The sequence below is a fragment of the Nitrosomonas sp. genome, from assembly GCF_019752095.1.
Lineage (GTDB): Bacteria > Pseudomonadota > Gammaproteobacteria > Burkholderiales > Nitrosomonadaceae > Nitrosomonas.
The window spans coordinates 96,580-111,686 of sequence record NZ_JAIEMO010000003.1 but is presented as its reverse complement, the minus strand read 5'-3'; the positions used below and the strand labels follow the sequence as shown (position 1 = coordinate 111,686).

13 protein-coding genes are annotated in these 15,107 nt (G+C 45.7%); all 13 read right to left on the bottom strand.

All coding sequences use genetic code 11. From position 1 onward, the window contains the following. Positions 1-40: 40 nt before the first annotated feature. From ftsA to ftsL, 13 genes are read right to left on the bottom strand one after another with little or no spacing between them, the layout of a single operon-like run. Positions 41-1,279 carry a cell division protein FtsA gene (ftsA, locus tag K2Q13_RS00735; RefSeq protein ID WP_292918733.1) on the bottom strand — a complete coding sequence of 413 codons (1,239 nt, stop codon included), beginning with the start codon at positions 1,277-1,279 and terminating at the stop codon, positions 41-43. Positions 1,280-1,291: 12 nt separating this feature from the next. Further along, a complete protein-coding gene (locus K2Q13_RS00730; RefSeq protein ID WP_292918732.1) occupies positions 1,292-2,071 on the bottom strand; it encodes a cell division protein FtsQ/DivIB in 780 nt (259 codons plus the stop codon). Beyond that, positions 2,061-2,978 (bottom strand): D-alanine--D-alanine ligase, encoded by a 918-nt coding sequence (locus tag K2Q13_RS00725; RefSeq protein WP_292918731.1) that lies wholly within the window; start codon positions 2,976-2,978, stop codon positions 2,061-2,063. The genes K2Q13_RS00730 and K2Q13_RS00725 overlap by 11 nt, the downstream gene beginning before the upstream one ends. Then, positions 2,978-3,970, bottom strand: coding sequence for a UDP-N-acetylmuramate dehydrogenase (gene murB / locus K2Q13_RS00720; RefSeq protein ID WP_292918730.1), 993 nt, complete (start codon positions 3,968-3,970; stop codon positions 2,978-2,980). The genes K2Q13_RS00725 and murB overlap by 1 nt, the downstream gene beginning before the upstream one ends. A gap of 13 nt (positions 3,971-3,983) precedes the next feature. Next, a complete protein-coding gene (murC, locus tag K2Q13_RS00715) occupies positions 3,984-5,411 on the bottom strand; it encodes a UDP-N-acetylmuramate--L-alanine ligase (RefSeq protein ID WP_292918729.1) in 1,428 nt (475 codons plus the stop codon). Beyond that, positions 5,401-6,492, bottom strand: coding sequence for an undecaprenyldiphospho-muramoylpentapeptide beta-N-acetylglucosaminyltransferase (murG, locus tag K2Q13_RS00710; protein ID WP_292918728.1), 1,092 nt, complete (start codon positions 6,490-6,492; stop codon positions 5,401-5,403). The genes murC and murG overlap by 11 nt, the downstream gene beginning before the upstream one ends. Further along, the gene (gene ftsW / locus K2Q13_RS00705; protein WP_292918930.1) at positions 6,489-7,649 is read right to left on the bottom strand and encodes a putative lipid II flippase FtsW; all 1,161 of its coding nucleotides are present in this window, start codon (positions 7,647-7,649) and stop codon (positions 6,489-6,491) included. The genes murG and ftsW overlap by 4 nt, the downstream gene beginning before the upstream one ends. A 6-nt stretch (positions 7,650-7,655) precedes the next feature. Next, the gene (murD, locus tag K2Q13_RS00700; RefSeq protein WP_292918929.1) at positions 7,656-9,071 is read right to left on the bottom strand and encodes a UDP-N-acetylmuramoyl-L-alanine--D-glutamate ligase; all 1,416 of its coding nucleotides are present in this window, start codon (positions 9,069-9,071) and stop codon (positions 7,656-7,658) included. Beyond that, positions 9,068-10,153: a phospho-N-acetylmuramoyl-pentapeptide-transferase gene (mraY, locus tag K2Q13_RS00695; protein WP_292918727.1), complete on the bottom strand. Its 1,086-nt coding sequence runs from the start codon at positions 10,151-10,153 to the stop codon at positions 9,068-9,070. The genes murD and mraY overlap by 4 nt, the downstream gene beginning before the upstream one ends. Further along, complete coding sequence (gene murF / locus K2Q13_RS00690; protein ID WP_292918726.1) at positions 10,144-11,547, bottom strand: UDP-N-acetylmuramoyl-tripeptide--D-alanyl-D-alanine ligase; 1,404 nt, start codon at positions 11,545-11,547, stop codon at positions 10,144-10,146. The genes mraY and murF overlap by 10 nt, the downstream gene beginning before the upstream one ends. Continuing rightward, the gene (locus K2Q13_RS00685) at positions 11,544-13,070 is read right to left on the bottom strand and encodes a UDP-N-acetylmuramoyl-L-alanyl-D-glutamate--2,6-diaminopimelate ligase (protein WP_292918725.1); all 1,527 of its coding nucleotides are present in this window, start codon (positions 13,068-13,070) and stop codon (positions 11,544-11,546) included. Before K2Q13_RS00685 ends, murF begins: the two co-directional genes overlap by 4 nt. Positions 13,071-13,075: 5 nt before the next feature. Beyond that, the gene (locus tag K2Q13_RS00680) at positions 13,076-14,803 is read right to left on the bottom strand and encodes a penicillin-binding transpeptidase domain-containing protein (protein ID WP_292918724.1); all 1,728 of its coding nucleotides are present in this window, start codon (positions 14,801-14,803) and stop codon (positions 13,076-13,078) included. Beyond that, positions 14,800-15,102 (bottom strand): cell division protein FtsL, encoded by a 303-nt coding sequence (ftsL, locus tag K2Q13_RS00675; RefSeq protein WP_292918723.1) that lies wholly within the window; start codon positions 15,100-15,102, stop codon positions 14,800-14,802. The genes K2Q13_RS00680 and ftsL overlap by 4 nt, the downstream gene beginning before the upstream one ends. Positions 15,103-15,107 lie beyond the last annotated feature (5 nt).

Genomic DNA, 15,107 nt, shown 5'->3' with positions numbered 1-15,107 from the left:
AAAGCTACTTGACTGCTAATACAACCCTTACATTTTCTAACTAAAAGTTTCTTTGGAACCACCCCTTCATTCTGGATAAAATCTGCTTGGCAGAACCACCTTGTAATCTTGAACTATGTTGATGCTGCATCTGTTGCATACCCGCCAGAATTAAACCAATCCCTGTCGAATATCGAGGTGTATGGATGACTTCCCTTAAATTGCCATGATAGTTGGGCAAACCTTGTCGCACAGGCATATGGAATATTTCTTCACCCAATTCCACCATTCCGCGTAGCGAAGCAGATCCCCCGGTTATTACGATGCCCGATGAAAGCAGCTCTTCAAATCCGCTCCGACGTAATTCAGCTTGCACTAAAGAATAAAGCTCTTCGGCGCGTGGTTCTATTACTTCCGCCAAAGTTTGTTTGGAAAGCTGGCGCGAACCACGATTCCCCACGTCTGGAACTTCAACCATTTCTTTGGTATCTGCAAGACTCCTCAATGCGCAGCCGTAGCGGCATTTGATATCTTCCGCACTTTTAGTCGGCGTACGTAATGCCATCGCTATATCATTAGTTATTTGATCGCCCGCAATTGGGATAACCGCAGTATGCCTAATCGCTCCGTGCGTAAACACCGCAATATCCGTTGTTCCACCGCCAATGTCGACCAAACATACTCCTAGGTCTTTTTCATCCTCAGATAATACGGCCATTGCTGATGCCAATGGCTGTAATATCAGATCGCGAACTTCTAAACCGCATCGATGTACACATTTTACGATATTCTGAGCAGCCGAAACTGCGCCTGTCACAATATGCACTTTTACTTCTAAGCGTATGCCGCTCATGCCCACCGGTTCGCGTACATCTTCCTGACCATCGATAATAAATTCCTGATTCAGGACATGCAGAATTTGCTGATCGGCGGGTATATTGACGGCTTTTGCCGCCTCCATTACCCGCTCTACGTCTTTTTCGGTGACTTCCTTATCCTTGATAGGCACCATGCCATTTGAATTAAAGCCCTTAATGTGGCTGCCGGCTATCCCGGTATATACTTCATGAATTTTACAGTCCGCCATTAATTCTGCTTCTTCCAGCGCACGCTGAATTGCATTGACGGTTGTTTCTATATTGGCGACAACGCCTTTCTTTAACCCACGTGAGGGATGGCTGCCCAATCCAATAATCTCGACTCCTCCCTCAGGAGTTAATTCAGCGACAATAGCTACAATTTTTGATGTGCCAATATCAAGTCCGACGATCAAATTTCTATTGTCTCTCGTTTTATTCATCTAAATTCCATCTCACGTTTCTCTCCTAGTGGCGGATTTATGAGGTTCCTTTCGTTGTATCGTTTCGGGCATGCGGATAGCAAAGCCATTGGGGTAGCGCAAATCAACATATGCCAGTGGCTCTTGTTGATTTAACCGAGCAATGCTGTGGTTATATACTGAAACATAGCGAGTTAACCTCTGTTCTATCTCATCTCGCCCCAATTCCAATACCGTCCCCGTATTCAACTGAATTCGCCACGCGTAACGCTGCGTCAACATGACTTGTGCAATGTGTTGCCGCAGAGGCGCTAATATCTGATTAAAGCGTCTATATTGCTGCGTCACCTCATGAGCACTGGCTTCATTTGGGCCAATAAAAATTGGCAAATCAACATCAGCGGTAACCCGAAATACCTCGCCATACGTGTTCACCAGTGCATGACTTCCCCAATAGGCCAATGCTTGGTGTTCTTCTAGCGTTACATTTAACCCGTGAGGCCATTCCCGATTTACTCGTGCATCCCGTGCCCATGGTAATTTTACAAAAGCTTCGCGAACTGCGGTTAAATTAACCGAAATAAAATTTCCTTCAATTTCATTTTTCACGAGATTTTCTATCTGTGCGTGAGTAATGTTTTGTAATTGCTTGTTATTTTTCTCTGCTCCCTGAGTAACCTGTACATTAATTTCTTTTATCGGGAACAGCGGTGGCCTGATTAGCTGCAAACTGATTCCATACAAAAAGACCATTGCTACCAAAGCCAACAATAGCTTGGCTAAAAAATCTAGCGCATGATGATTATCCCACATGGGTTAAATCCAATATTCTTATCACGAGGTCTTCAAACGAAATTCCCGCGGTCTTGGCTGCCATAGGAACCAGACTATGGCTGGTCATACCTGGAGACGTATTCGCTTCGAGAAAATAAAACTGCCCGGTTTGCGTCAAGATTAAATCAACTCTCCCCCAACCTTGGCAGCCCAGTACCTTATAAGCCCGCAAGGCTTGTGTCTGAATCTCGGTTTCCAACTCAGCCGGTAAACCACTGGGACAATAATATTGGGTATCATTTGATACGTACTTTGCCTGATAATCATAAAGCTCGCCTGTTATCTCTATTCTCACTATTGGTAAGGGCGTTTCGCCCAGAATGGCAACTGTTAATTCCTTTCCTACGATGAATTCTTCGGCAAGCACCAAATCATCATACTGTGCCGCTAATTGATAAGCAGGCAGCAGATCATTCTTGTGATTCACCTTACTCAAACCAATTGTCGAACCCTCTCGCACTGGCTTCACGATGAGCGGCAATCCCAGTGACTCGGAAACTTGGTCAAAATTACTGTCGGCTTGTAATAGTACATACCGTGGTGACTGGATGCCGACTGCCTGCCATAATAATTTAGTACGCCATTTGTCCATTGCCAGGGCACTGCTCATGACCCCACTGCCAGTATAAGGTAATCTCATCCACTCCAGTACACCTTGGATAGTTCCGTCTTCGCCAAAACGTCCGTGCAGTGCGATAAATGCACGATTAAAGCCTTGCCGTAACAGATCTTCAAGTACTTGCTCCGCCGGATCAAATGAATATGCAGTCACGCCGCTTCGAATAAGCGCGTCTAAAACGGCTTGCCCACTTTGCAAAGAAATTTCACGCTCCGCGGATCGGCCGCCAAGCAGAACAGCTACTTTGCCAAAGTTGTGCGTTATCACTATGTAAGTCTCCTGACATCGCCAATGATCCGGACTTCCTGGATCAACGTGATGCCCGTTGCTTTCTTAATTCTGCTTTGCACCATTAGGATCAAGGCTTCAATATCCGCTGCGGTTGCATTGCCCAAGTTAACAATAAAATTAGCATGTTGAGGTGATACCATCGCACCACCAATACAACACCCTTTCAATCCATTCGCTTCGATTAGATGCGCCGCATGGTCTCCCGGCGGATTGCGAAATACCGAGCCTGCATTGGGTTGGTTGAGCGGTTGACTTGCAGCACGTTGTGCCAGTAGTTGCTTGATTCGTTGCTGCGATTCTGTCTGTTCTCCCTGCGGTAATCGAATGTATCCACCCGCAAACCATTCCATTTCTTTCACATCCGACGATTGAGGCTGCAGCTTTACGCTGCGATAGCCAATTACGTACTCATCGGGTGTGCGGAAAAGAATTTGTCCTTTACGACCGACAATTTGTACTCGTTCAATGAATTCCCAGGTCTCTGATCCATAACACCCGGCATTCATGGCCAACGCTCCACCCATCGTGCCTGGTATCCCGGCCAGAAACTCCGCGCCGGCTAAATGATGCTTGGCAGCAAATCGCGCCACTTTTGCACAGGCCACACCGGCACCTGCGTAAATGAGTCCATCGGATTGATTGTGCTCAATCAACTGTAAATCATTTAATTGAGCATGTAGTGCTATGACGATACCTTGTATTCCACCATCTCTCACCAGCAAATTGCTGCCCAATCCAGTCACATAAATAGGCTCATGTGGAAATTGCCGCAGGCAATTCGCAAAATCTTCCAAGTCTACAGGTACATAGTAACGTTGTGCATTGCCGCCTGTGCGCCACGAAGTATGTCGGCTCATAGGCTCATCGACACGCATTTCTCCACGACCTGTCACAGAAATATCCATTTCAACAGGTACAAGGCCGGTTGCCGGCGCGCTTATTCTTGCGTTTTCTGTCAAGCCGATCATTGCTCATTGATCCTCAATAATCATTACCATTGACTACTATTAATTTGCTTTTCATTTGTGCAATTTGTGGAGCAACTTTTGCCACTGAACCTGCTCCCATGACCAAGACAATGTCGTTATTTTGCACAACATCGAGTATGGCGATTGACAAGTCATCAACTTCTTCAATATAAATGGGTTCCACTTTTCCCAGTACCCGGATTGAACGAGCCAATGATTTACTGTCCGCAGCAATAATAGGATCCTCGCCTGCGGGATACACTTCTGTTAATAACAGCACATCAGCCTGTGATAAAACTCTAGTAAAATCCTCAAACACATCTCGGGTCCGCGTGTAGCGATGCGGTTGAAACGCAATGACTAAACGTCTGTTTGGAAAAGCACCTCGCGCTGCTTTCATGGTTGCTTCTATTTCAGCTGGATGATGACCATAATCATCAACCAATGTAAAACTCTTCTGCATTGATAACCTTATTTCTCCAAACTGTTGGAAGCGTCTTTCCACTCCTTTGAATTCCGCCAGTGCTTTGACTATGGCAGTGTCGGACACACAAATTTCATTGGCGACTGCAATTGCTGCCAAAGCGTTTTGTATATTGTGCAATCCGGGTAGATTCAACGTGATATCCAGTTTGCGGGCTGAGCCATTTACGCCGATTACAGCAGTGAATTTCATTTGATGATTGCTATGCTGAATATTGATAGCGCGAACTTCTGCATCTTCGGACAAACCGTAGGTGGTAATTGGCTTTGTAATCGAAGGCATTACTTCGCGTATATTGGCATCATCGATGCAAACCACGGCCATGCCATAAAAAGGCAAGTGCTGCAGGAATTCTACAAATGTTTGTTTTAATCTATTAAAGTCATATCCATAAGTTTCCATATGATCTGCGTCGATATTTGTCACGACCGCAAGCACTGGTTGTAGGTACAAAAATGAGGCGTCGGATTCATCCGCTTCCACAACAATGAATTCGCCGCTACCCAATTTGGCATGACAACCTGCCGCTTCGAGTTTTCCGCCGATAACAAATGTGGGGTCCATATCAGCTGCGGCAAGAATACTTGCGATTAAACTGGTCGCGGTGGTTTTTCCATGAGCACCTGCAATTGCGATACCGGTGCGTAACCTCAGTAATTCTGCCAGCATTAAGGCACGTGGAACCACTGGGATATTTTTGTTTTTGGCTGCGATCACTTCAGGATTGTCGGATTTGACTGCTGTTGAAGTAACGACAACGTTTGCACCTTTAATTTGTTCACTCGCATGGCCTACATAAATCTTTATGCCGAGATTGGCCAAGCGCTGAGTAACTAAATTATCCATCAAATCGGAACCGCTGACTTGATATTTCATATTGACGAATACTTCGGCAATCCCGCTCATGCCCGCACCGCCAATACCGACAAAATGAATATGTTTGACTTTATGCCTCATTCAATGCCTCGCTTAGTTCAATACATGCTTCAGCTACTACCCTAGTTGCTTCCGGTTTTGCTCGGCTGCGTGCTGCTATTGCCATCTCGAGCAATTTTTCGCGTGATAAATCCACCAGCAAATCTGCTAATTTCCTCGCGCTCAAGTCGTGCTGATGAATTAACACAGCAGCCCCGTGATTAGAAAGGAATCGAGCGTTATGGGTTTGATGATCATCTACTGCGTGAGGATATGGCACTAAAATGCTGGCCACGCCTACTATACTTAATTCTGCAATGGTCAATGCACCAGCACGACACAATACTAAATCACACGTCGCATAACGATTAGCGATGTCATCAATAAACGCAATTACCTCAGCATCCATCTGTAGATCGCCATACACTTGCTTAACCGAATTCAACTGCGTTATGCCAGCCTGATGCACTACCCGCGGACGGAGATTTTCAGGTATTAATTTCAGTGCCTCTGGCACAATGGTGTTTAATGTTTGTGCACCCAAGCTACCGCCCACAATCAGCAAATTCAATTTTCCTTCACGACCTGGGAATCTTTTTTCAGGAGCTTCAATCAGCATAATTTCAGAACGCACTGGATTGCCTGAATAAATGGGTTTTTCTTTGTTATTTAGAATTGCATCCGGAAAGCCCAGAAAAACCTTATCCGCCAGTTTTGCCAGGATTCTATTAGTCAGCCCGGGTATCGAATTTTGCTCATGAATGATTAACGGTTTATTCAGTAGCGATGCCATCATGCCACCCGGAAAAGCGGGATACCCTCCCATTCCTAGAATCACATTAGGCTTCACGCTTCTAATAATTCTGATACTTTGCAGAAATGCCTTTACTAAACGCAGCGGCAGCATTAGCCAAGTAACTAAGCGTTTACCGCGCAGCCCTGAAAAGCTGATCACCTCAGTTTCATAGCCGTGCTGTGGCACCAGCTTTAATTCCATACCCGATTCGGTTCCAAGCCATACCACGCGCCATCCCAGTTGCTTAAGATAATCAGCGACGGCCAGTCCCGGGAAAACATGTCCCCCCGTGCCGCCCGCCATGATTAGGATGGTCTGCTTACTCATGCGGTAAGTCCTCGCAGGCGCCGACGATTCTCCCAATCAATCCGCAATAAGACTGCCAAAGCAAGGCAACTCGCGGTGATACTGCTGCCGCCATAACTTAGCAGGGGCAGCGTTAATCCTTTTGTAGGCAAAACACCCATATTCACGCCCATATTGATCAGTACCTGAACGCCAATCCAGATACCGATCCCCTGTGCCACCAATGCTGAAAAGGGATTTTCCAGTTTTGCTGCCAGTCGACCAATAACAAATGCACGTGTGATAAGCCACATAAATAAAATGATCACTACGGCAACGCCAGCAAACCCAAGCTCTTCTGCCAGCACGGAAAGCAGAAAATCTGTATGTGCTTCGGGTAAATAGAACAGCTTTTCTACACTGCCGCCTAAGCCGACACCGAGCCATTCACCGCGTCCGAATGCGATCAATGCATGGCTTAACTGATACCCTTTGTCATATGGATCAGCCCAAGGGTCCATGAATGCAACAATTCGGCCTAATCGATATTCTGATCTAATAATTAACTGGTATAACCCAATTGCCAGGATACCAATGAGTCCGATAAAAATTTTTAAACTAGCCCCTCCCAGAAACAGGATTGACATGACTAAAGCAGATACTACAAAAAATGCTCCAAAATCCGGTTCCAATAACAATAAAACCCCTACTATGGATAATACAATGGTTATGGGGAAAAATCCTTTTAGCAGAGAATTCAAATCAGCTGCTTTACGATTTACATAATCAGCGGCATACAATACCATGAAGAATTTTATGTATTCAGAGGGTTGAATATTTACCAAGTAGAGTGATATCCAGCGCTGGCTGCCATTGACTTCATGGCCAATACCGGGCACCAGAACCAGTATCAGCAATAAAACGCCGACCATGAACAGATATGCGATGTATTTCTGCCATACCTGCATGGGCACTTGAAAAGCAATCAGCCCCATGACCAATCCCAGACCCAGATAAGCACTGTGTCGCCACAAATAGTAACCGGCGCGATCAGGCCCAAACTGAGCTTCTGCAATTGCAATCGAAGCAGAATAAACCATGACTAAACCAATACTCAGCAGTAGCAGGGCAGACCACACTAAAGTCAGATCAAAATCGGCCATGACTCTCGGTTTTTGATTGATTGCCTGATAAATCATCATCACTTAATGTTTCTTCTGTCCAAAATTAAAAAACTTATTTTCAATATCTTTAACAGCAGCCACGAATACCTCGGCACGATGAATATAATTTCTAAACATATCGAAGCTGGCACATGCCGGTGAAAGCAATACCACGTCACCCATTTGTGCTAACAGAAAGCTTTTCTGCATGGCTTCTTCCATGGTGGTTGCAAAATGCAAAGGAATACTGCAATCTTTCAATTCGTTGGCAATGATTCCTGCATCGCGTCCAATTAACACCACCGCACGGGCATTCTCAGCAACTGCCCGCCTTAGATGTGAAAAATCCTGTCCCTTGCCATCACCCCCTGCAATCAAAATGACATTCTGTTTCATCCCATTTAATGCTGCGATCGTAGCACCCACATTGGTGCTTTTGGAATCGTCGAAGAAGGTAACGCCGTTAAAAGCTGCCACCTTTTCCATCCGGTGCGGTAAGCCGCGAAATTCCCGTAATGCTGACAACAGGGGATCGATGGCGATATCTAATGCACGGCACATAGCTAACGCTGCCAGTGCATTAACAGCATTGTGCAGCCCATTAACTACAAGTTCAGAGGTTTTCATTAAGCGGTTATCGCCTTCCATTAACCATTGATCGTCATCCTCATGCAAGATACCGAAATCGGCAAGAGTGGGTGGTGCATCCCAGCCAAATGTAATTTGCTTGCCATCAGCCAAGGCCATTTCACTGATTCTGGAATCATTCCGATTCAAAATTTGTTTACATACACTACCTTGCTCATGCTGAAAAATTCTTGTTTTCGCAGTGACATAATCTTGCATGCAAGTATAGCGATCCAAATGATCCTCACTCAGATTCAGCACTGTTGCTACATCGGCGTTCAAATTGTGAGTTGTTTCCAATTGAAAGCTGGAAGTTTCCAATACCCATGCCTGCGGCCAATTTCCGGCATCCATCTGCTCCATTAGCGCATTCAGAGCTGCGGGACCGATGTTTCCGGCTACTGCCACATTCCAACCGCATTTTCTCAACATAGCTCCGACCATTGACGTTACGGTTGTCTTTCCATTCGATCCAGTGATCGCAAAAACCTTAGGGTTTGGTAAATGATGCTGCTCAAGTGCCCAAGAAAAAAGTACTAAATCTCCAATGACGGGAATACCCTGTCGAATAGCCTGCTGCACGCAGGGATCTGCTACTGGAACGCCTGGACTTATCGCGATCATTTCTATGCCATCTAAAATTTTGGCATCAAATTTCCCCATGCAAGTTTGTACTTCAGAAAATTTTTCCATCATCTCTTTCCGAGCTGGCGGCTCCTGTCGACTGTCGGCAGCGCGAACTTTTGCGCCTTGGCGAACAAGCCATTTCACCATTGATAAGCCTGTCTCACCCATTCCCAATACCAGTACTGCTTTATCTTGCAAATTCATCTTAACTTTAATGTTGATAATCCAATTAAAACCAGGATAAAGGTAATAATCCAGAATCTGACGACCACCTGATTTTCTTTCCAACCTTTTAATTCATAGTGATGATGCAGCGGCGCCATACGAAAAACTCGTTTTCCCAGTAACTTGAAAGAGGCTACTTGCAGCATAACGGATAAAGCCTCCATCACAAAAACGCCGCCCATTATGATCAGCACAATTTCCTGGCGCACAATCACAGTAACGACTCCTAACGCTGCACCCAATGCCAGTGCACCTACATCACCCATAAATACTTCAGCGGGGTATGCGTTAAACCACAGGAAGGCCAAACCTGCGCCCGACATGGCACCACAAAAAACAGCCAACTCTCCTGCATTGGGGATATAGGGAATTCCAAGATATTTTGCAAAAACGATATGCCCTGCCGCATAAGCAAAAATTGCGAGCGCACTACTGATCATCACTGTAGGCATGATAGCCAGGCCATCCAAGCCATCGGTTAGATTCACCGCATTGCTGGTGCCGACGACGACAAAGTAGGTCAAAACTACAAAACCCACAAACCCCAATGGAATCGCAACTTCCTTAAAAAATGGCACAATCATGTCGGTTTGTGCTGAAACTTCCGCGGTTGATGCCAAATAGATTGCAACAACAAAAGCAATGACCGATTGCCAAAAGAATTTGGCTTTTGCTGAAAGCCCTTTAGGATTACGATGAACCACTTTACGATAATCATCGATCCAGCCAATTACCCCAAATCCTAGCGTCGTCAGCAGCACCACCCAGATATAGCGATTGCCCAAATCGGCCCACAGCAGAGTAGTCAGTACGATTGACATCAGGATTAAGGCGCCGCCCATTGTCGGCGTACCCATTTTTACCAAATGAGTTTGTGGACCATCCTCTCGAACCGATTGCCCGATCTTATAGGCAGTCAATTTTCGTATCATCAGGGGGCCAATAATGAAAGAAATTACCAATGCGGTAAGCGTCGCCATAACGGTACGCAAAGTGATATAGCTGAATACATTAAAAGCGCGTATATCTTGTGCCAACCATTGGGAGAGCGTTAGCAACATGAGAATTCCTCGGGTTGTTCCAGCCGCTTCACTACACGTTCCATTTGCATGAAGCGCGATCCTTTTACCAGCAAAGTGACATCATCGGCAAGCAAGCTTTTCGTGACATTCAGCAACTCATCGATGGAATTAAAGTGTTGTGCGCCTTGGCCAAATTCTTCTGCAGCGTAAGCACTTAATTCGCCCAAAGTGAATAATTGATCCAGTCCCGCTTTACGCGCATCTCTACCGATCGCACGATGTAAATCAATCGCTAATTTACCTAATTCGCCCATGTCCCCCAATACCAGTATTTTTTTCTTCCCTTCAGCCGCAGACAACACAGCTAGAGCAGCCCGAACCGATTCTGGGTTTGCGTTGTAAGTATCATCGATAAGCAGCGCATGATGTAAACCGCATTTTTTTTGTAACCGTCCTTGTACGCATTGGAAGCACTCGAGGCCGGCTGCAATCCATTCTTTTTTGATGCCAAGAGTCCAGGCGACAGCCGCTGCAGCCAAGGCGTTATAAATATTGTGCACCCCCGGTGCCTGTAGCTTCACTTCGACGGTACCATCAGGCAATTTCAATTGAATCTTATTGGCCATCCGACCCAGCTGGAACACAGCATTTATCCGTGTATTTTCTGTTAAACCAAAATCTATAATTTTTTTTGCACCGACACATTCACGCCATAATGACGCATATGGGTCATCTGCATTAAAAATCGCCGTTCCGGATTGATCTAAACCGATGAAAATTTCTGCTTTAGCACGCGCTACAGCTTCAACCGAACCCAATCCTTCAATATGCGCAGCCCCAGCATTAGTGATTACCGCAATATTTGGCCTGGCTAATTGAGTTAGATAAGCAATTTCTCCGACATGATTCATACCCATTTCAATTACCGCATACTGATGCTGCTGTCGTAAGCGCAATAACATCTGCGGTACGCCGATATCATTATTCAGATTACCTTCGGTAGCCAATACACATTCTTCCGGCTCTTTAATTGCTGCATCACTGCTTGCTGCTACACGCAATATGGCCGCAATCATTTCCTTAGTTGTTGTTTTACCATTACTACCAGTAACACCAATCACAGGTATCGAAAAACGGTTGCGCCAGTACGCCGCCAGCTCTCCTAAACCCAGTCGCGTATCCTTAACTCGAATCACGGGGAAATTATCCGGCAAATCAGCACGTTCAGCATTTTGTTGAAACATTGTTGCCACCGCGCCTTTTTCCTTGGCATTGGATATAAATTTACCGCCATCAAATCTGTCGCCAATTAAAGCCACGAATAGCTCACCTTGCTTAAGCGTCCGGCTATCAGTGCTGACTCCGTTAAAATACACATCCGGTCCGCTCCAGTCAGCATGTAGTATTTGTGCGGCTTCCTGCACCATCATCATCGCTGCACCCTTACTTTCAAAGGCAATTCCTTCAAAACCTGCTGTACAATTTCAGCATCGCTAAAAGAAATTTTTTGTCCTTTTACTTCCTGAAATTTTTCATGGCCCTTACCTGCAATCAACACAATATCGCCACACTGCGCATTAGCGATTGCTTGGTAAATTGCCAGCGCTCGATCAACTTCTATTTGGTAATTTTCTTCAACTGTGCCTGCGGCAATATCTTTAATAATGCGCAAAGAGTCTTCTGAACGTGGATTGTCACTGGTGAAAATAACCTCATCGGCCAAACGTGTCGCAACTTCTCCAACCATCGCGCGCTTTCCTTTGTCCCGATCGCCACCGCAACCAACAACACAAAATAATCGCGCATCTCGACCCTCGATACGGAGAAGCTCACGCAACGTACACAGTACCTTCTCCAATGCATCCGGAGTATGTGCGTAATCAACGATAATAGTTGGTTGATTACGTTCGTGGTATTTTTCCATCCTTCCGGGAATGGGTTGTACACTTTGCAGTGAACGAACCGCATCCGGCAATCGAATGTCACTGGCTAACAGGGCTGCAGCGACTGCCAGCAAGTTGGATGCATTGAACTTACCCAGTAAATCGACTCTTAAATGTTCTTGGTTACCCTCAAATTCAATATCAAACTCCATACCATGAATATCAAATTTTAGATTTGAGCCGTGAACCATTTTAAAGTGTTTTGAATCGTGCTCTTCAGGGTGACGAAATCCATAACCAATTATTCGGGTGGATTTATTGATAAGTTGTCGCGACAACTCGACGCCGAGCACGTCATCCATATTAACTACGGCGTATTTTAATCCCGGCCAAAAAAACAGGCTTGATTTGGCTGCCGCATACGCATCCATATTTTGGTGATAATCCAAATGATCTCGGGACAAGTTGGTAAGCACGGCCACAGAAAAGGTTGTGCCGATGGCTCTTCCTTGTACCAAACCATGTGAAGACACTTCCATGACAACGCTCTTGGCGCCTTCATCGACGAATTTCTTCAATGAACGCTGCAATACCGTGGCATCAGGCGTTGTGTTTTCTGAAACTTGTAGATCTCTAATAAAACCGCTTCCCAGTGTTCCCTGCACAGCCGTTTTATATCCCAAATTTACCATCGCTTGAGCGTACCAATGACTGCAGGATGTCTTACCATTCGTGCCGGTAATTCCTACCATCCACAATTTTTGAGAAGGGTAATCATAAATATAACTGGCAATCAACCCCGTTTTCATTTTGAGATCATCTACCGCTAATGCGGGGATATGCCATTCTGATTTCCATGCAAAATTCTGTGGATCCCACAGAACCGCATTGGCACCCGCAGCGATTGCTTGTGGAATAAATTTGCGTCCATCCGTCGTATCCCCGGGATACGCTAGAAAGGTATCCCCCGATTTTATCAGGCGACTATCTGCTACCAGATTTTCAATTGCAACACCCAATTCATCCAGCAAATGGAAATCAAATCCTTTTGATTTTTTCCTTTTGGCAGTCATCAGGCTCACCCTTCATCCCCCATTTCTGGTGTTGCGGTAAAGGTAATGACATTATTGGCTGGAGCATCGGGTGGAATATTTAGAATGTGCAAAGCGCCAGACATGACTTTGTTGAAAATGGGAGCGGCGACTGCGCCGCCGAAATATTTTCCTGCTGATGGTTCATCGATCATCACAGCAATGATAAAACGCGGATTCGATGTCGGCGCATATCCCACGAATGTTGAGATATAGCTTTTACTGGCATACTGTCCGTCGATCAGTTTATGCGCCGTCCCTGTTTTGCCGGCAACACGGTAACCATTAATTTGCGCCAATGGCGCCGTTCCTCCGGGTTGGGTCGCCATCTCCAGCATACGACTCATTGCCCGCGCAGTATTATGTGAAATTACGCGCTGTCCCATGACGGGCATATTTTGTTTCAGTAAAGAAACAGGTTTTAGTTCACCGCCGCTGGTAAAGATCGTATAAGCACGCGCCAGCTGGATTAGACTGGTGGATATGCCATGCCCATAGGACATGGTTGCTTGCTCGATAGGCCGCCATCTATTATAAGGCCGCAGTATTCCGCTGGCTTCGCCGGGAAAACCTGAGTTGGTCAGCGCACCGAATCCTGAACGATTAAACATTTCCCACATCGTTTGTGGTTCCATTGACAGCGCGATCTTTGCCGTACCTACATTACTCGATTGTTGAATGATCTCGGCAACGGTTAGTTCTCCTTTGTTGCTAACGTCTCGTATGGTTTTTCTTCCCACTTGCCACGATCCAGGCGCAGTCTGTAGGATTGTGTTTGAATTCACTTTTCCGACTTCCAGCGCAATGGCCACAGTAAATGGCTTCAACGTCGAACCGGGCTCGAAAGTGTCAATCAACGCCCGATTGCGAAGTCTTTCATTATTGATGGTAGATCTTCTGTTTGGGTTATAGGCAGGCCAATTGGTAAGCGCCAATATTTCTCCTGTTTGCGCATCCAGAACTACGATACTGCCTGCTTTTGCTCTATTAGCCAGGACCGCTTGCTTCAATTCCGCATGCGCACGATACTGAATTCTTCTATCAATCGACAAAACCAAATCCTGTCCCGGCTTAGGAGAACGAATACTTTTGACGTCTTCATCAATAATCTGGCCTTTGTTGTCCTTGGTCACCCGGCGGCGACCCAATTCTCCGGCAAGTGTTTCATCCCAACCACGCTCAACACCTTCCTGGCCTTCGTCATTGATGTCCGTAAAGCCCAGCACATGCGCGGCAAACTCGCCTTCTGGATAATATCGCTTGGATTCACTGGTTAAATAGATACCTTTGATCTTCAGATCCATGATCTTTTCAGCGATATCCGGCACGATTTGTCGTTTTAGATAAACAAAGCGCCTATTTTCCTTGGTAAGAAGCGCATTGATATCGGTACTATTTATCTCCAGTAAATTAGCCAATTGCTGCAGCTTTTCAGGTTTAATATTCACCACTTTCGGATCAGCAAATATGGATGCGACAGGTGAACTGATCGCCATGATATGACCATTCCGATCGGTGATCATCCCCCGATCTGCATTCATTTCCAATACACGGCTATAGCGCGATTCCCCTTTCTTTTGCAGGAAGTCGTTGTGCATTCCCTGGAGATAGGCGGCACGCACCGCTAAGCTGATTAAACCCAGCACCAACATGCCAAACAGCAGCATGGAACGCCATGCCGATAGTTTGAGTTGCGGTAATACTGGATTAATCATTGTTTCACGCTCTCCGCATCCACTTCATTCTCTGCTGTATTGATCGATACAATTTGTATGCTGGCAGCAGCTGGCACCATCATGTTCAAGTGCTCTGTCGCAATCCGCTCAATGCGTCCATGCATAATCAAAGTGCTTTGCTCCAATTGCAGCCTTCCCCATTCCACCTCCAACTTCTGTTCTATGCCTTTTTCTTTTTCCAACGCTATGAAAAGCTTCCGTACAGTGTGTTGCGAGGTCACCACGCCCAATGCGCTTACAATTAATATCAGAATAATGAAGATATTCAATTTGAACACTTTAT

Bases quoted from the DNA above. Each gene is read 5' to 3' on its own strand.
- ftsA (WP_292918733.1), bottom strand. From the start codon at position 1,279: ATGAATAAAACGAGAGACAATAGAAATTTGATCGTCGGACTTGATATT.
- K2Q13_RS00730 (WP_292918732.1), bottom strand. From the start codon at position 2,071: ATGTGGGATAATCATCATGCGCTAGATTTTTTAGCCAAGCTATTGTTG.
- murB (WP_292918730.1), bottom strand. From the start codon at position 3,970: ATGATCGGCTTGACAGAAAACGCAAGAATAAGCGCGCCGGCAACCGGC.
- murC (WP_292918729.1), bottom strand. From the start codon at position 5,411: ATGAGGCATAAAGTCAAACATATTCATTTTGTCGGTATTGGCGGTGCG.
- murG (WP_292918728.1), bottom strand. From the start codon at position 6,492: ATGAGTAAGCAGACCATCCTAATCATGGCGGGCGGCACGGGGGGACAT.
- ftsW (WP_292918930.1), bottom strand. From the start codon at position 7,649: ATGATTTATCAGGCAATCAATCAAAAACCGAGAGTCATGGCCGATTTT.
- murD (WP_292918929.1), bottom strand. From the start codon at position 9,071: ATGAATTTGCAAGATAAAGCAGTACTGGTATTGGGAATGGGTGAGACA.
- mraY (WP_292918727.1), bottom strand. From the start codon at position 10,153: ATGTTGCTAACGCTCTCCCAATGGTTGGCACAAGATATACGCGCTTTT.
- murF (WP_292918726.1), bottom strand. From the start codon at position 11,547: ATGATGATGGTGCAGGAAGCCGCACAAATACTACATGCTGACTGGAGC.
- K2Q13_RS00685 (WP_292918725.1), bottom strand. From the start codon at position 13,070: ATGACTGCCAAAAGGAAAAAATCAAAAGGATTTGATTTCCATTTGCTG.
- K2Q13_RS00680 (WP_292918724.1), bottom strand. From the start codon at position 14,803: ATGATTAATCCAGTATTACCGCAACTCAAACTATCGGCATGGCGTTCC.